Source organism: Streptomyces sp. NPDC005496 (assembly GCF_042872045.1).
Taxonomy (GTDB): Bacteria; Actinomycetota; Actinomycetes; order Streptomycetales; family Streptomycetaceae; genus Streptomyces.
In genome coordinates this window covers 313,083-330,048 of record NZ_JBIAJQ010000004.1, presented here as the reverse complement: position 1 = coordinate 330,048, position 16,966 = coordinate 313,083, and the positions used below count along the sequence as shown (strand labels likewise).

Below are 16,966 nucleotides of genomic sequence, written 5' to 3'. Positions count from 1 at the left end.
CGGGCGCGACAGCCGCCCGGATCGCGGAGGCATGCGCGCTGGCCTGCGGTCGGGACCGACCTCGCCGACAGCCCGGAGCTCGAAGTGACCACGAGGTCGTGCTGGTGGCCTGAAGCCCGCACGCCCGCGACGACTTGGGCCCGGTTCCTCCTCGACGGAACGCCGGGCCGAAGTGTTGTCGCCGCAGGCGGGGGATGTGATCAAGCGGCGGCGGGCGCCTCAACCGGAGTGTCGGCGGAGGGCGCCGGCAGGGTGCGCGGCAGGAGCAGCGCGGGCAGCAGGGTGAGGGCGGTGAAGCCGAACACCCACCAGAAGGAGGTGGCGAAGGTGTCGGACAGCGGGGTGCCGGGGGTCTTCCCGTCGGTGAGTTCGTTCTGCAGGACGACGGCGACCACGGCGGTGCCGGCCGATCCGCCCAGCCGCTGGAAGATGTTCATGGCGCTGGAGGCGCGGGGCAGCGCGGCGGGGGCCAGGGAGCGGTAGGCGGCCGCGAGGCTGGGCAGGGTCACCACCCCGATGCCGATGCCGCGGGCCACCATGGCGGCGGCGAGCAGAACCGTGCCGGTGCTGTCGTCGAGGAGGGCGAAGGGCAGGGTGCCCAGCAGGGTGAGCAGGACACCGGCGACGGCGAGTGTGTTCGCCCCCGTCCTGTCGGTGGCCTTGCCGACCAGGACCATGGCGATGACGTAGCCGACGCCCTGCGGAGCGAGCATGAGTCCGGCTTCCAGGACGGTGGCGCCGCGGTCCAGCTGGAAGTACAGGGGCAGCAGGAACATCGCGCCGAACAGGCCGGCGTTGAGGGTGAACTGGGTGGCGACGGCGGCGCGGTAGCCGCGGTCCGCGAACAGCCTCAGGTCGATCAGCGGGGTGCCGGTGGTGCGCAGGGCGTGCACGGCGAAGCCGGTCAGCAGGGCCGCGCCGCCCAGAGTCCAGGACAGGCTGCCGGCGTCGGTGAAGCCGTTGCCGCCGGCCTCGGCCAGGCCGTACAGGAGCAGGGCGAGGCCGGGGGAGAGGAGCAGCAGGCCGAGGGTGTCCAGCCTGCGGTCGGTCTGCGGGCGGCCGGCGGGGAGCTTGATCCAGGCGAGGACGATGGCGGCCAGCCCGATCGGGATGTTGATGAAGAAGATAGAGCGCCAGTTCAGCTCGTCGACGAACACCCCTCCCAGCACCGGGCCGATGATCGGGGCGAGCATCGCGGGCACGGAGACCACGGCCATCACCCTGCCCAGCCGAGCGGGCCCCGCGGCGCGGGCGAGCATGGCTTGCGCCATGGGCATCACCATGCCGCCGCCGAGGCCCTGCACGGTGCGGAAGACCACCAGGCTCTCCACGGACCAGGCCAGTCCGGAGAGGGCTGAGCCGGCGAGGAAGAGAACTTGGGCGGCCAGCCATACCCGTTTGGCGCCGAAGCGTTCCATGGCCCAGCCGGCGAGCGGGACGACCAGGGAGAGGACCAGTAGGTAGCCGGTGACGCTCCACTGGACGGAGTCGAGCGGGGCGTCCAGCTCGTGGGTGAGGGTGTCGACGGCGACGTTGACGATCGTGCTGTCGAGCAGGGTGGCCAGGGCTCCCAGGACCAGGACGCCGCACAGCCACCACAGCTCGCGGTCGACGCGGGTGTCCTGCTCCGCGGCGCCGGCCGCGGGCATGGGTGGGTTCATGGCAGGGGTGCCCTCCGTAGGCGTGGCGAAGCAGAAACATGGACTGGAGCGTCTAGTTTTGAATAGTAGACTAGGCCGTCCAGAAATCAAGGCGGTAACTCTGGCCCCCAGAAGGAGCAGCAGTGGCGAAGACCGATGAGGCGGGCCGGCCCCGCCCGCGCCGTGTGCACGGCGGGCGGAACCGCAGGGCACAGATCCTCCAGGCGGCGGCCGCGGTGTTCGTCCGCGACGGCTTCGCGCGAGCGAGCCTGGACACCATCGCCGCCGAGGCGAACGTCGCCAAGCAGACCCTCTACAACCACTTCGGAGACCGTGACTCCCTCGTGGCCGAAGTGGTGGCGGCGGCGATGGACCCGCTGGCCGGCCAGTTCGACACATTGGTGCGCGAGACCATCGCCGCCCATGACGGCACCGACCTGCCGGCCCAGTTCCTGGACTTCGGCCGGCGCTGGGTGCGGCTGATGCTGGGCGACACCGCCGCGCTGCGCTGGCGGATTCTGACGGAAGCCCAGGTGGAGGAGCCCTTGCGCAAGGCGCTGCGCGGCCTGGACCGGGACGCCGGTCTGCGCTCCGTGGCCGAACAGCTCGCGCTGCTCGCCCGGGCCGGCCACCTGGACATCGTCGACACCGAAGTGGCGGCCCGGCAGCTGCGGGCGCTACTGGTCGGCGAGGCGCAGCTGGAGTCGATGCTCGGTCAGGTGCCGTTGCGCGACGCCGAGATCGATGCCGTCGTGGAGCGTGGCATCGGCATGTTCATGAAGGCCTACGGCCCGCGCTGACCGACGGAGCGCCATAGGGGCAACGGTCGTCCGCCGCACTCGCTCGGTACGGGACAAGCGCGAGGCCCGCCACGCACTGCTGCGCGCAAGGCTGCTGACGTTCCTGCGCTGCTGGTGTGCACACCCCTGATGTGGACAGCGTGGGTGACCGTATGGGCGTGCGGGACCGTCGCCGACCGAGGTCGGCGGGTGCCGCCGCGGGGTCCGCCGGAGAGCGTGCACCTTTGGGAGGCTGTGGCGAAGATGTGTGCACCTCGGTGGAATGTTGCACAGCGAGGGGCGCATAGGGGAACGTTGCCGTGAGACAACATTTTTCTCTCCGCAGGAAGGTGGTGGGGTGCGCAGGACGCGTCCCCCCTGCAGTGACTCCTTCGCACGGAACACACGTTCAGTCGACCGGCGAGGTCGCCGGTACAGGCACGGCGGCTGACGCCCCCTACCCCGTCGTCGTCGTGGACCAGGACGGGATCCTGGTCGAGGCGAACGGCACGGCACGAGGTCTTGTGCCGCAGGCGCGGCCCGGTGCCCGGCTCGAGCAGACGGTGCCGTGGCTCGCCGGCGCCCATGCCGGTCTCGATCACAGCGCCCGCGCTCGCCACTCCGCCCCCGGCTCCGCCGCCTTGGACGGGCCGGCCTCGGGTGAGATCGCCGGTCGTTCCTTCGAGGCGCATCCGACTCCGGCCTCCGGCGGGAATGTCGTCTGGTGGCTGGTCGACAGCACGGATCTACGGCTGGCCGAGCAGGCCCTGGACAGTGAGCGGGAGCGGACGCGGCTGCTCGCGGACATCTCCAGCGCGCTGCTGTCGACCTTGAACGTCGAGCGCTGCACGGAGGTGACCGCCCGCATGGCCGCTGACCATCTGGCGGACGCGGCGGTCATCGTCGCCCCCGCCCACGGCCCGCGCCACCCGCTCACCTACGCCCAGGTCGGCGGGGACGTCTCGCAGACCAGCGCCCGGATCGACCCGGGCACCGTCCCCGGCCTGTCCGAGGCGCTGCAGGGCTTCCCGCCGGTGCCGACCCGCTGGATCAGCCCCGACGACATCCCCGCCTGGGCCGTCCCGCCGGGCTTCGAGGGCCCCATCGGCTCGGTCATCGTCACGCCGCTGCCCGGCCACGGCATCCCCGCGGGCGCGCTGATCCTGCTGCGCTCCAGCACCCGGCGCGCCTTCTCCGAGAGCGAGGAAGTCTTCGCCCGCCTGTTCGCGGCCCGCGCCGGGGCAGCCCTGTCCGCGGCCCGCCTGTACAGCGAGCAGGCGTCGATAACGGCCACCCTGATGCGGGAGCTGCTGCCGCCGAAGCTGAAGCGGGTGCACGGGGTGGAGTTCGCCGGGGCGTACCGCGCCGCGCAGGACCACGAGCGCGTCGGCGGCGACTTCTACGACGTCCATCCCGGCGCCGACCCGTCCCGGGAGACGTTCGTCGTGCTGGGTGACGTCGCCGGCAAGGGACTGGAGGCCGCGGTCCTGACCGGGAAGATCCGCAGCGTGCTGCAGGCCCTGCTGCCCCTGGCGGACGACCACCAGAGGGTCCTCACGCTCCTGAACGACGCGCTGCTCAACTCCCACCACACCCGATTCGCCACCCTGGTGCTGGCCTCCGTGCGACGCCAGGCCGGGCAGGTCCGTCTGCGGCTGACCAGCGCGGGCCACATGCCGCCGCTGATCGTGCGCCGCGACGGCCACGTGGAGGAAGCCGACACCGCCGGCCAGCTCGTGGGCGCCCTGCCGCAGGCACTGGCGCGTACAGCCGAGGTCGTGCTGGCCCCCGGTGAGACCTGCCTGCTGTACACGGACGGCATCACCGAGGCCCGCGGCGGGCCCTTCGGAGACGAACTCTTCGGCGAGGAGCGGTTGCTGCAGACCTTGCGGGAGTGCGGGCGGATGCCGGCCGAAGCGGTCGTGGAGCGGGTGCAGATGGTGGCCTCGCAGTGGCTCGGCAGCAACAACCATGACGACATGGCGGTCCTCGCCATCGCCAACCCCACCAGCGCCCACAGCACTCTGCACCTGGTCGACCAATCCGACGAGCAGTCCTGACAGACCCTCACCCGTCAAAGACGGCGGCCCAAGGACCGCCGGGAAACCAAGAGACTCACCCCATGAGCACCCGTACCACCGTGGCCTGCGATGCCGACGACGGGCCGGTTCGGCACGACCTCGGCGTCCGGTTCACCGCGCCGCACCGTGACAACCGGGCCGCCCCGTGGACGGACCTGATCCCCACCCGCCGGAGAAAGAACTCGTGACCACCTCTCCCGACGCCCAGCCCGTCGCAGCCACCCCGTCCGCCGGCGCGCACACCGTGTACCTGTCCTTCACGGGCGACCTGGACTACGACACCTACGGGGAGCTCCTCCAGCTGGTGCACGCCCGGCTCTGCGACCGCCCGGACGTGGAACACCTGCGCCTGGACTGCCGGGAGCTGGACGTCGTCGATTCCATGGGCCTGGCGGCCCTGCTGCAGATCCACCGCACCGCCCGCCAGAACGGCTTCGGCTTCCATCTGGACAACATCGGGCCCGTACTGCAGCGCCTGCTGGAGGTCACCGGCACCTACGAGTACCTGACCACCCCCGACTAGAGACCCGCACCACGGCCGGCCGGACTCCACCTGCCGCCCCGGTGTCCGCGATCCGGCCACCACGGTTCCCCGTGCGCGGGGTCCGGGTGCGCTTTCTCGGCCTCCCCGCCCCGGTCACCGGCCCGTCACAGGTTCTCCGCACGCCCCCCGACCCGCGACTGCCCGGCCACGCGGCCGGAACCGCCGCCCTGGCCGCGGCCGCCGGCGCCTTCGCCCAGTCACCGTCGGCACGCACTGACTGAGCGAGACCTCACCAGTTCCGCACTCTTCGCGAAACCTCAAGCGGCTCGCTTCACCGGTGGACGCTCATGTCGCACGATGCTTTCGGGTTCATGCGGCTCGTGCGCGTTGGTCTGTTCGGGGGAGATCCGCGTCCGTCGTGGAACCGCCCTGGGCCGGGCGGTGTCACTGCGGGAGTCAGCGAGATCCGACTCCACTGGAGGGCTTGCCCATGACGGGAACGGCTGCCCCGGCCGGCCGCTGGACGAACCCGTACCGCCCGATGAGGCTCTGCACCTTCAGGCGGTAACTCTGCCCCGGGACAGACGGCCGTGCCGTCTCAGAGCCAGCCGTCTGTCCCGGTCCTCCCATCCCGTGCGGGATCAGAGGGAGATCATCAGTATGAGGTCCCGCACGTCAGAGCCGTTTAGTCGCGGGGGCGCGGTTCTTCATGGCACGAGTATCCCCGGCCTCCCCCCAACCTCCGCGCGACAGGGAGCCAGTCACAAAATCCACACATCTGCTTTCCGGCCCGGCTCTCGTCGCCAACGGCTTGTACGGATCCAGCCGCGTAGGCCCATGAAGTCGTTCAGCTCAGGCACCGGCTGCCCGAGATGCCACTGCCGGCCGCCGCCCCGGCTGGTGCTTGACGGTGATGCCCTCTACGCGATGCGTTCCAGGACGAGGGCCATGCCCTGACCGCCGGCGGCGACGACACTGATGAGGGCGGTGGTGAGGTCGTCATGGCGCAGGGTGGTGAGGGCGGTGGTGGCCAGCCGGGCTCCGGCCGCGCCGTAGGGCTCGCCCAGCGCGATCGAGCCGCCATGCGGGTTCATCCTCTCGGGACCCAGGTCGAGTTCGGCGCAGTAGGCGAGGATCTGAGCGGCGAAGGGCTCGTTGCCGGCGACGGTGCCGATGTCGGTCAGGGACAGGCCGGCGCGGGTGAGGACGGTACGGGTCGCGGCGACCGGGACGGGGCCCTCGGTCTCCGGGGTGCCGGCCGAGACCGCGGTGGCCAGGATCCTGGCCAGGGGGGTGTGGCCGTGGGCGCGGGCGTAGTCCTCGGACATCACGACGAGCGCGGCGGCTCCGTCGGACAGCGGGGCGCTGTTGCCCGCGGTGACGCGTCCGTCCGGGCGGAAGCGCGGGGGCAGCTCGGCGAGGCTTTCGGTGGTGACCCCGGTGCGCGGGCAGTCGTCGGTGGTGGCGGTTGTCCCGTCCGAGAGCTTGATGGGGACGATGTCGCCGAAGTGGAAGCCCTCGCTGAGGGCGTGCTGGGTGAGCTGGTGGGAGCGGACAGCGTAGGCGTCCATGTCGGTTCGGGTGATGCCGTACAGGTCGGCGGTGTTCTCGGCGGCCAGCCCGACGGGGATGTAGGGGTCGGGGAGCTCACCTTTCTCGCGTGGATCGCCCCATGGCAGCCCCGCGCCTGGCCCCGACCGCTGCCTGGTGCGCTCTCCGGCCTGCCGGAAGGCGGGGTTCTCCGTCCCCGGCCAGGTGTCGGAACTGCCGTACGCCAGGCGGGACTGCGACTCGACGCCGGCCGCGACGACCACGTCGGCGTCGCCGCAGCGCACGGCCTGCGCGGCCATGCGAATGGCCTGGAGGGACGAGGTGCAGAAGCGGTTGACGGTCACCCCCGGCACGTGGTCCCAGCCGAGCAGGACGGCGGCGATCCGGGCGATGTTGAAGCCCTGCTCACCGCCGGGCAGGGCGCATCCGACGACCAGGTCATCGACGTCCGCCGGCTCCAGGCCGGGGGTGCGGGCGAGGGCTTCGGCGACGGTCCGGGCGAGCAGGTCATCGGGACGCACCGCGGCGAGCATGCCCTTGTGGGCGCGGCCGATCGGGGTGCGGACAGCGGAAGTGATCACGGCGTGCGGCATGACGGGACGTCCTGGGGGATGTGGTGACGAGGGGCGGGTGATCAGAGGTGCAGGGCGGGGCGGTGGGTGCGCAGCCACTGGTCCAGGTCCAGGACGAACTCCAGTCCCTCACGGGGAAAACGGTCCGGGCCACAGGGCTCCAGCAGCAGGCTGCGTACGGCCTCGGTGTCCAGGAGGTCGGTGGCAGGGCTGCCGCTGCCGGCCAGGAGGCGGCCGACCTGCTGGGTGAGGGTGGTGCGGTAGGCGGGATCGCGGACCATCGGATAGGGGCTCTTGCGGCGTTCCAGCACCGGTGCGGGGAGCAGGTCGGCGACGGCGGCGAGCGCTGTCGCGCGGACCGCGAACGCCTGGTCAGGCAGCCGATGGTCGCCCTGCTCAACGAGGTCGCGGACACCGATCCCCGATACGAGGACTTCTCCGTCTGGCATTACCGCACCGACTCCTGGTGGTGGCAGCACCAGAGCGCGGTGATCCGCCTCGGCCGCAAGATCGAGATCGGTCTCCGGTTCTCGCTGGACGGCCTGCGGATCCAGGGCGCCTGGTGGTACCCCGACCCCGGCCAGGTGGACATGTTCCGCAAAGCCGTGGCAGCCGAGGGGAGCGGCCGCGAACTGTCCGCCATTGTCGAGGACTTGAGGAAGAAGGGCTACGACATCCCCGGGGACGTGATGAAACGCCCCCCACGCGGCTATCCGGCGGACCACCCCCGTACGGACCTGCTGCGCCACCGTTCCCTGATCGCCGCCCGCTCCCTCGGCTGCGAGGAGTGGCTTCACACCCCCGAGGCAGTCGACCGGGTCCTCTCGGCCGCCGCGGACCTGGACGCTCTCCTGCTGTGGCTGGTCCGCCACGTGAAGCACGTCGCATGACGTCACGAGGGTGCTGTGCGGCACGGGGGGAGCCACACCTGTTCCGCCGACTTGGCGTCGCTGCACCGCGAGCCGAGACAACCGTACGAAGACGCGCTCCAGGAGCTGAGGGCAAGGGGAGCGCTCACGTAGCCCATTGGCCCTTTCCCGGGCAGCCGCTGTCCGGCCTTGGGATGGAGCGGCCGCAGCCCTGTCCAGACGCCGCCGCTCGGGCAGCAGCTTGCCGGAACACTCCGGGGGGAGAACTGCTGGACGCCTCCAGCGCCATCGTCACCGACGAGGAACGCGAATTCTCCGCCTTTCTGCCTAGACGGAAAGCCACGCCTGCCGAGGCGGTTGACGTGGCCGACCGCACGGCTGGCGACGGTCTGCGGATCTGCCAGGCCTGGACGGCAGACTGCCCAGCAAGGGGCACGAATGTGATACAGAGCGTGGCGATTATCCAGTCAGCGGGGACCGCGCCGTGGCGGGCGCGACAAGGCCCACATGGCAACTATCCGGGCGACGCCTTGAACCGTTCGACGAGTCGCTCGACGTGCGGGGCGGAGCAGCGCTCGTCGGGCTTGGTCGTAGAACCGGCTATGCCATCGGTTCCGCCGCGCTCGGCGGGAGCAACGACGACGACCGCACCGCTGCCTTCGAAAACGACCTGCTGTGGGGAGCTGTCGGAGCCACTCCGGCAGGAGGCTGGATCGCAGGTTTGATGCGGTAGGAGAACAGGCCGGGCAAGGGCTTGCGGGGCTCACCACTTCGCGGGCCCTCTCCAATTAAGGAATGTGTTGTGAGGAGAACGTGGCCCATGATGCGGCAGCGCTGGCGTGGTGCGTTCTTCACCGCCCTGTTCGGGTGCGTCGTGGCAGGCCCGATAGAACTTCTGGACTCTGGTGTCACCTGGGACGCTGTTCTGGTCATGCTGGTCGGGGGTGTCGCAGGAGCAGCCGTGGGTTTCGCATTCCTCTTCTTCCTGGCTCGCGGCCCGAGGAAACGTCCGGCTTCGCCTCCACCACCTCCGCCCCATCCGCCGCCTCCCCCACCGAAATGACGGTAGGGGACTGTTGCCTCGATCCCCCCCAGGTGCGCATCCGTCGGCGTCGGGCCTCAGGACTTCCTTGACGGTGTGAGCGGCTGACACCGTTGGCCGTGCAACTCCTCGTAGCGTGGACGGGCAGGTTCATGCAGCCGACCTACCTCGCTGGGGCCTCACACGCCGCGTGTCATCCAGCTCGTCCCACCGCTAGGCCGGTGCGTTGAATCACTTCCGTTGGCGCAGGGTGTCGTTGATGATGGCCGTGTGACTCACCGCATCAGCGCTCTGATCTCGGCCTTCGGCGTCCTTGCCGGCGCGATACTGCTCGTTGCTTTCGTTCGTGAGTACAGCTCTGGGGCGTCGGCCCTCTGGCTCGTGGCTGGAGCTGTGATCTTCCTCAGCGCTTCGTACACGCTCGTGCGGGACGTGCGACGGCTCCACGCTGGGCCGACGGCCTGATAGCGGCGCCGTTCCAACCAGCCCTGTCGGTCGTCGTTCGTGTGTGCCGGTGACTGACGCGTCATGGGTGTGAATCGAGCCGCAACTCCGAGATCTCTGCGCCGTTTCGGAGGATCCGCGCTGGGTGGCGTGGTGCCGCGGCCGCACTCACGCGTTCCACGCCGGCTGATCCCGTAGCCGACCGACAGTCTGTCGGGGCTCCAGTGGCGGCTGGGCCGCCGGGGACGGTCTTGCTCCGCACCCGTCGGTGCCAGCCCGGCGGCTGTCCAGGCCGGCTGGCGGGGTGACGTCACGCAGGGGCGCCCAGCGGCGGGTGCTCGAGCACGCGGGGCTTGTACTCGACCAGCTGGATGCGGCCGTCGAAGGTGCGGTGCTCGATCATGTCGAGGGCGACGTCCGGATAGCCGTCGTAGATGCGTTCTTCGCCCGTGGCCCCGGTGATCACGGGGAACATGACGACCCGAAAGCGGTCGACGAGTCCGGCTCGCAGCAGGGACCGGCACAGGCTGAGGCTGCCGATCGTGCTGAGAAGCCCCGAGCCACTGGACTTCATGGCGCGGACCGCCTCGACGGCGTCATTGCGGACGAGCGTGGAGTTGGCCCACGCCAATGGCTCCCCGAGTGAGGAGGAGAACACCACCTTGGACGCTTGCGTCAGCTCGTCGACGGACGCCTCTTCCTCGGGCCTGAACTCGTTCTGACCGCTCGGGACCTCGCCTGCGGCGAAGCCCGAAATCAGCCGGTAGGTGTTCGCTCCCATGAGGTAGGTGGACTGGGGCTGCTCGCCGAGCCATGCGAGGTACTCGGGGCCCTCGAGGCCCCAGAACCCGGGCCATCCCTCTCCCGATGCGTAGCCGTCGAGGGAGGTGATGAAGTCGACGAGAAGCTCCGACATGGCGGTGTCCTTTCCTGAGGTCTCACGAGCTTGGACCGGCCGGGAGCCACCAACTCATCGGCCACGCTGTGGAGTGACGAAAAAACCCACGACGGTGCATCCGATCAGGTGGGCGGGCGCAACAACACCCACACCCGTAGCGCCGCGTATCCGCGCGGCACCCCCCGTCGCCTTCCCGGTCCGCCGACCGTGACGGATGCTTGACCCCGGTCGTGCGGCCCGACGAGGATCACGCCAGGGCACGGCGGACGAAGGAGCAGGTCATGACGGCGGGACGAAGCGTCACGGTCGACGGGGTGCTGCGGCGCAGCGCCCGGCGGACCCCCGAGCGCGTCGCGGTCCACTACCGCGACCGCTCCTGGACCTACGCCGAACTCGACGAGGCGGTGTCCCGCGCCGCGAGCGTCCTGCTCGGCGCCGGACTGGAGCGCGGCGACCGGGTGGGCGCCTACGGCCACAACTCCGACGCCTACCTGATCGGCTTCCTGGCCTGCGCGCGCTCCGGCCTCGTGCACGTACCCGTCAACCAGAACCTGACGGGCGACGACCTGGCCTACATCGTCGGCCAGTCCGGCTGCGGACTCGTGCTGGCCGACCAGGACCTCGCCGCGAACCTGCCCGACGGCACCCGGGTCCTCCCGCTGCGCGACACCGACGACTCGCTCCTCGCCCGGCTCCCGGCGGCCCGGCCGTACGAGGGCCCCGAGCCCCGCGGCGAGGACCTGACGCAGCTGCTCTACACCTCGGGCACCACCGCGCTCCCCAAGGGCGCGATGATGACCCACCGCGCCCTGGTGCACGAGTACCTGAGCGCGATCACAGCCCTGGACCTCCAGGCAGGGGACCGGCCAGTGCACTCCCTGCCGCTCTATCACTCGGCCCAGATGCACGTGTTCCTGCTGCCGTACCTCGCGGTCGGCGCGGAGAACGTCATCCTCGACGCGCCCGACGCCGAGCAGATCTTCGACCTGGTCGAGCGGGGCAGGGCCGACAGCCTGTTCGCGCCGCCCACGGTGTGGATCGGCCTGTCGAACCGCCCCGACTTCGCCACCCGTGACCTCAGCGGTCTGCGCAAGGCCTACTACGGGGCGTCGATCATGCCGGTGCCCGTGCTGGAACGGCTGCGGGAGCGACTGCCGAGGCTGGCGTTCTACAACTGCTTCGGGCAGAGCGAGATCGGCCCGCTCGCCATGGTCCTCGGGCCCGACGAGCACAAGGGCCGAATGGACTCCTGCGGGCGGCCGGTGCTCTTTGTCGAGGCGCGCGTCGTGGACGAGTCCGGCAAGGACGCGCCCGACGGCGAGGCGGGCGAAGTGGTCTACCGCTCACCGCAGTTGTGCGAGGGGTACTGGGACAAGCCCGAGGAGACGGCGGACGCCTTCCGGGACGGCTGGTTCCACTCCGGGGACCTCGCCGTGCGGGACGCCCACGGGTACTTCACGGTGGTCGACCGGGTGAAGGACGTCATCAACTCCGGTGGCGTGCTGGTCGCCTCGCGTCAGGTGGAGGACGCGCTGTACACGCACGAGAAGGTCGCCGAGGTGGCGGTGATCGGGCTGCCCGACGAGCGCTGGATCGAGGCCGTCACCGCGGTCGTCGTCCCGCGCGGCGAGGTCACCGAGGACGAACTCCTCACCCACGCCCGGGAGAAGCTCGCCCACTTCAAGGCCCCCAAGCGCGTGCTGTTCGTGGACGAGCTGCCGCGCAACGCCAGCGGCAAGATCCTCAAGCGGGAGCTGCGCGATCGGTTCGCCGACGCCTGACGTTCAACTCCCTTTCTGTGCTTCTCCTTCACGCTCATCGGTGGTCACCGGGCGGCCCGTGAACGCGTCCAGCAGCAGCCGGTCGCCCAGCGGCCGGTCCAGCTTCACCGTCACTGCCTGCAACCGCAGATCGGACGTGCAGGGACCGTCATCCGTTCCCTTGACGTACCCGGACAGCACCACACTGCCCTTCGTCTCCAGGACGTCCACGGCGGGTCCGTCGTCGCAGGAGCCGTGCCCGGCGGTCACGGTGACCGACCGCCCGTCCCGGGCCGTCCCCACCAGGCCGTGGAGCGGCGCAAGTTGATCGGTCGGCACCTCGCCGGCAGCGCCGATCGGGGGGCCGGGCGTCTTCGAGGAGTCCAGGGCGACCCGCCTGAGCGGAGTGTCGTACCCCTTCAGGGTGAACAGCCAGGCCGGGACGGTGGCCGGACCCCGGGTGGTGGCCACCGTCATCTCGCCCAGCCTCGCCCCGGTCACGGTGAGGTGCGGCTCCTCGTCGCCGCCGCGCGCCACCTGCTCGTAGGCCCTGCGCGCGCCCAGTACCGGCAGGGTGAGCGAGTCGCCGTTCTCCCATTCCACCCGCCCGGGCTCGCGCGGCGCGTCGGGCAGCTCGCCCTCCAGCACGAAGGTGCCGCTGCCGTACGCACGCTTGTCGGCGTCGCTGCGGAAGGCGTGGTCGGGCAGCTGGACGAGGTCCCCGACGGGGTGGTAGCCCGTCCTCCACACCCGCGCGGCATCGGACCCGTCCCAGGCCTCGGCGACCTCGCGGGCACGGGCCTCCGACGCGTGGGCCGGGTGGGACCCGGCGCGCGGTCCACCGCCGCAACCGGCGAGGGCACCGGCCGTGGCGGCGCCCAGGGCCAGCACGAGGAACAGGTCGACGGTGCGCCGGGTGTACGTACGCATGGATCCCCCAGGGACGACGGGACGGGCGCATCCTCCGCGAGGGACACGCCCGGAACACCACTTCGACGTGCCGGGCGCGCCGGACGTTCGCCCCAGTCGTCCTCCCGGCACGGTCGTCGCCGGTTCGTGATGGCGGTCAGCGGGGACGCAGATCGACGATCCGCTTGATCTTTCCCACCGACCGCTCCAGGGACTCCGGTTCGACGATCTCCACCGTCACCGAGACCCCGATCCCGTCCTTCACGGCCCGCGTGATGGCCCGGGCCGCGTCCTCGCGTGCCTCCGGCGAGGCGCCGGACCGGGCCTCGGCGCGTACCGTCAGCGCGTCGAGGCGGCCCTCACGGGTGAGGCGCAGCTGGAAGTGCGGTGCGACGCCGGGGGTGCGCAGCACGATCTCCTCGATCTGCGTGGGGAAGAGGTTGACCCCGCGCAGGATGACCATGTCGTCGCTGCGCCCCGTGATCTTCTCCATCCGGCGGAAGACCCGCGCCGTGCCGGGCAGCAGCCGTGTCAGGTCCCGGGTCCGGTAACGGATCACGGGCATGGCCTCCTTGGTGAGCGAGGTGAAGACCAGCTCGCCCTCCTCGCCGTCCGGCAGCACCTCGCCCGTCAGCGGATCGACGATCTCGGGATAGAAGTGGTCCTCCCACACGTGCAGGCCGTCCTTGGTCTCCACGCACTCCTGGGCCACGCCGGGGCCGATCACCTCCGACAGGCCGTATATGTCGACCGCGTCGATGGCGAACCGCTCCTCGATCTCACGCCGCATCGCCTCGGTCCACGGCTCGGCGCCGAAGACGCCCACCCGCAGCGAGGTGCTCCGCGGATCGACGCCCTGCCGCTCGAACTCGTCCAGGAGCGTCAACATGTACGAGGGCGTCACCATGATGATCCGCGGCTCCAGGTCCTGGATCAACTGGACCTGACGTGCCGTCATGCCGCCGGACGCGGGGATCACCGTGCAGCCGAGGCGCTCGGCCCCGTAGTGCGCTCCGAGGCCCCCGGTGAACAGGCCGTAGCCGTACGCCACATGGACGACGTCCCCGGGACGGGCACCCGCGGCCCGCAGTGAACGGGCCACCATGTCGGACCACATGGACAGGTCGTTCTCCGTGTAGCCGACGACCGTGGGGCGCCCGGTCGTGCCGCTCGACGCGTGGAGCCGGCGGACCCGGTCCCGCGGCACGGCGAACATGCCGTACGGATAGTGCTCGCGCAGGTCCGCCTTCGTGGTGAACGGGAAGCGGGCCAGGTCGGCGAGGGAGCGGCAGTCGTCGGGACGCAGGCCCGCCTTGTCGAAGGACTCCCGGTAGAAGGGCACGTTCTCGTACGCGTGCCGCAGCGACGCCCGCAGGCGCTCCGTCTGCAGGGCCCGCAGGGCCTGTGGGTCGAGCCGCTCGGCCTCGTCCAGCAGGCCCTCCGGGTCCGCCGGAACCCTGGAGTCCATGGAATCCGCCACGGGACCTCTCCCTCGACAACCGCGTCATTACGGGCGACCGATCATTCGGTCGTGCTGTTCGGGATCAGTAATTCAGGGGCCCGGGCGGATCGTCAAGGTGTGTGCGGCGCCGGCCACGGCACGCGTGCGCCGGTCAGGGCTTCGTGGCCGGGGCGGCGGAGCCGGGATGAGGGCCGTACGCCGTCAGGAACCGGTCGCGGAACTTGTCCATGCCCCACCTCGGCGCGTCCTCGGCGGGCTTGAGGCCCTCCGTCCAGTTCCACCCGGAGATCTTCTCCAGCACCTTCGGGTCGTGGGCGACGACCGTGACCGGCACGTCCTTGCCCGCGCCGCTGCCGGTGACCGTCGGGTTCGGCTGGTGGTCGCCGAGGAAGACGAGCACGGTGTTCTCGTCGCCGTACCGCTCCACGAACTCGGTCAGGCTGTGCAGCGAGTACTCGATGGCCCGCCGGTACTCGGTGCGCACGTCCTCCGGGTTCTTCCAGACCTCCTTGGGATCCTTGCCCTCCTTCTTGATCTGCTCGAAGAGCGATCCGTCGCCGAGGTCGTCCCAGTCGACCATGCGGGCGATGGGCGCCCACGGGTTGTGGCTGGAGGCCAGGATGATCTCCGCCATCATCGGCTTCCGGTCCTTCTTGCCGTGCTCCAGCCGCTCGAAGGCCTCCAGGCTGAACTGGTCCGGTACGGGCGTCCAGCTGAAGTACGGGCCCTTGTAGCCGAGGTGCTCCGAGTCGTAGATGTGGTCGAGGCCGAAGAACTTGCCCTCGGGCCAGGCGCGGCGGACCCCGGGGACGATGCCGACCGTGCGCCAGGCGCCGGTCTTCTGGAAGTAGCTGGTCAGGGTGGCGCGGTCGCTGGAGGTGAGATTGCGGTAGCGCTGCTGGTTCTTGATCCAGAGACCGGACAGGAACGTGGAGTGGGCCAGCCAGCTGCCCGCGCCGGCGATCGGCGACTTCAGCCAGCCGCTGCGCGAGGAGAACCCGGCGGCCTTCAGCGACGCGGTGCCGTCCTTCAGCACGGCGTCGACCTGCTCGGCCATCGCCGGGTCCTCGATCGCCGAACGCCCGTAGCTCTCGATGAACGTGAACAGGACGTCCTTGCCGCGCAGTCCGGTCAGCAACTGGTCCGGCGGGGTGTCGGCGAAGGCGTCGACGCGGGCCTGCTCGGCGAACACCCGGCCGTCGCGGATACCGGCCCGCACCTGGTGCGCCCGGTTCTCCAGCAGGTTGGCGTTGAGCTTGGCGGCCACCGGCACGTCGGTGAACTGCACGCCGAGCGTCACGCAGGTGATCCACGCGGTGCCGAGGACGAGGGTGGTCCGGGCGGCGACCGTGCGGTGCGCGGCCATCAGTGTGCTGACCCGCACGACGGCGAGGGCCACCAGGACGAGCAGGACCACCACGAGGGCGACGACCGCGACCACGGCGAGCAGCGCGCCGGTCCGGCCGACGGACTCCTTCAGGAACTCCGCCGCGTCGTCGAACAGGATCCAGTCGAGGACCAGGTCGAACGGCCGGTCCAGCACCGAGTAGAAGCCCATGTCGATGAACTTCAGGACGGTCAGCAGGCCGAGGCCGATTCCCGCGCACCACGCGGTGATCCGCCGCGCCCGCGGCGGCAGCACGAGCAGCAGCCCGGCGAGGAGCACGCCCTCGGCCGGGATGCGGAGGAAGGCGCCGTAGCTGAGGCGGTCGAGGTGGTTCGGCACGAGGAGGGCGAACAGCACCAGGGCGCCGGCGAGGACGGTGGTGCCGACGGTCACGGTCCGGGCTGCCCGCGGGTACCTGCGACGCCAGCCCCACCAGCCGGCCCGGACGGGGTCCCCGTCCCCCTCCCCGGCACCGGCGGCCTCCTCGGGCGTGTCGCCTTCGGCGGGTTCCCGGAGGCCGGGGGTGTCGTTGCCGGCCTGGGCATCGGGGCCCTGGTCGGCGGCATCGCTTTCGCCGGGCTCCCCGGGTATCGCGCCGTCGTCGTCCGCTTCCACGGCGGAGGAGTGCGGGGTGGTGACGCCGTCGCCGGAGTCCGGGGCGCGGTGGCCTTCCGCGCCGGCGGCTTCGAGGTCCGGGTCGGCGTCGCCCCTCGCGCCGGCGGTTTCGCGGCGCGAGGCGCTGTGGCCCTCCGGGGTGGGGTCTTCGGGGTGCGGGGTGCCGTCGCCAACCGTGGCGAGGTCTTCGAGGCCCGAGGTGTTGTCGGCCTTCGTGGCGGCGTTCTCGGCACCCGGAACGCCATCGCCCGCCTCGCGGGCTACCCCGGCATCGCGGGTGTCATCGTCCGTCGCGGTGTCCGCGTCACCGCCAACGCCACCGCGGTCCGGCTCCTGCGTGCCGGGCCGTCCGTCACGCCCGGGCGCCCGCTGGGAGCCGACCCGGCCGGCGTCCGCCGGGGTGTCCGGTCCGGGGACGGCGTCCGCCGTCGCGCCGGGACCGGCGGCAGCCGCCTCCGCTCCGGTGTCCGGCT

At 71.1% G+C, this 16,966-nt stretch carries 13 protein-coding genes; 6 read left to right on the top strand and 7 right to left on the bottom strand.

Annotated features, from left to right (window positions below; genetic code table 11):
* Window positions 1-200: 200 nt before the first annotated feature.
* Complete coding sequence (locus ACFYQQ_RS13920) at window positions 201-1,661, bottom strand: MDR family MFS transporter (RefSeq protein WP_355788246.1); 1,461 nt, start codon at window positions 1,659-1,661, stop codon at window positions 201-203.
* 122 nt (window positions 1,662-1,783) lie between these two features.
* Between ACFYQQ_RS13920 and ACFYQQ_RS13915 the strand changes: the two genes are divergently transcribed.
* From ACFYQQ_RS13915 to ACFYQQ_RS13900, 4 genes are all read left to right on the top strand, one after another.
* A complete protein-coding gene (locus ACFYQQ_RS13915) occupies window positions 1,784-2,440 on the top strand; it encodes a TetR/AcrR family transcriptional regulator (RefSeq protein WP_355788243.1) in 657 nt (218 codons plus the stop codon).
* 362 nt (window positions 2,441-2,802) lie between these two features.
* A complete protein-coding gene (locus ACFYQQ_RS13910; protein WP_388904595.1) occupies window positions 2,803-4,479 on the top strand; it encodes a PP2C family protein-serine/threonine phosphatase in 1,677 nt (558 codons plus the stop codon).
* Between the two features lie 62 nt (window positions 4,480-4,541).
* On the top strand, window positions 4,542-4,688 hold the full coding sequence (locus ACFYQQ_RS13905) for a hypothetical protein (RefSeq protein ID WP_355788238.1): 147 nt from the start codon (window positions 4,542-4,544) through the stop codon (window positions 4,686-4,688).
* Window positions 4,685-5,023 carry an STAS domain-containing protein gene (locus tag ACFYQQ_RS13900; RefSeq protein WP_356164358.1) on the top strand — a complete coding sequence of 113 codons (339 nt, stop codon included), beginning with the start codon at window positions 4,685-4,687 and terminating at the stop codon, window positions 5,021-5,023. Before ACFYQQ_RS13905 ends, ACFYQQ_RS13900 begins: the two co-directional genes overlap by 4 nt.
* An 881-nt stretch (window positions 5,024-5,904) precedes the next feature.
* On the opposite strand, the gene ACFYQQ_RS13895 is transcribed toward ACFYQQ_RS13900, so the two are convergent.
* The gene (locus ACFYQQ_RS13895) at window positions 5,905-7,128 is read right to left on the bottom strand and encodes an acetyl-CoA C-acyltransferase (protein ID WP_355794228.1); all 1,224 of its coding nucleotides are present in this window, start codon (window positions 7,126-7,128) and stop codon (window positions 5,905-5,907) included.
* 41 nt (window positions 7,129-7,169) lie between these two features.
* Window positions 7,170-7,556: an asparagine synthase-related protein gene (locus tag ACFYQQ_RS13890; RefSeq protein ID WP_355794229.1), complete on the bottom strand. Its 387-nt coding sequence runs from the start codon at window positions 7,554-7,556 to the stop codon at window positions 7,170-7,172.
* A gap of 39 nt (window positions 7,557-7,595) precedes the next feature.
* Between ACFYQQ_RS13890 and ACFYQQ_RS13885 the strand changes: the two genes are divergently transcribed.
* Window positions 7,596-7,997 (top strand): DUF2461 family protein, encoded by a 402-nt coding sequence (locus ACFYQQ_RS13885; protein WP_356164355.1) that lies wholly within the window; start codon window positions 7,596-7,598, stop codon window positions 7,995-7,997.
* A 1,775-nt stretch (window positions 7,998-9,772) separates the two neighbouring features.
* Here ACFYQQ_RS13885 and ACFYQQ_RS13880 read toward each other — a convergent pair.
* Window positions 9,773-10,378 carry a dihydrofolate reductase family protein gene (locus ACFYQQ_RS13880; RefSeq protein WP_355787649.1) on the bottom strand — a complete coding sequence of 202 codons (606 nt, stop codon included), beginning with the start codon at window positions 10,376-10,378 and terminating at the stop codon, window positions 9,773-9,775.
* A 263-nt stretch (window positions 10,379-10,641) separates the two neighbouring features.
* On the opposite strand from ACFYQQ_RS13880, the gene ACFYQQ_RS13875 reads away from it, so the two are divergent.
* The gene (locus ACFYQQ_RS13875; protein ID WP_388904591.1) at window positions 10,642-12,141 is read left to right on the top strand and encodes an acyl-CoA synthetase; all 1,500 of its coding nucleotides are present in this window, start codon (window positions 10,642-10,644) and stop codon (window positions 12,139-12,141) included.
* 3 nt (window positions 12,142-12,144) lie between these two features.
* On the opposite strand, the gene ACFYQQ_RS13870 is transcribed toward ACFYQQ_RS13875, so the two are convergent.
* From ACFYQQ_RS13870 to ACFYQQ_RS13860, 3 genes are all read right to left on the bottom strand, one after another.
* Window positions 12,145-13,050 carry a hypothetical protein gene (locus ACFYQQ_RS13870; RefSeq protein WP_355784071.1) on the bottom strand — a complete coding sequence of 302 codons (906 nt, stop codon included), beginning with the start codon at window positions 13,048-13,050 and terminating at the stop codon, window positions 12,145-12,147.
* A gap of 136 nt (window positions 13,051-13,186) precedes the next feature.
* A complete protein-coding gene (gene paaK / locus ACFYQQ_RS13865) occupies window positions 13,187-14,497 on the bottom strand; it encodes a phenylacetate--CoA ligase PaaK (protein ID WP_355784074.1) in 1,311 nt (436 codons plus the stop codon).
* A gap of 145 nt (window positions 14,498-14,642) precedes the next feature.
* Complete coding sequence (locus ACFYQQ_RS13860; protein ID WP_355784077.1) at window positions 14,643-16,469, bottom strand: sulfatase; 1,827 nt, start codon at window positions 16,467-16,469, stop codon at window positions 14,643-14,645.
* Window positions 16,470-16,966: the final 497 nt, after the last annotated feature.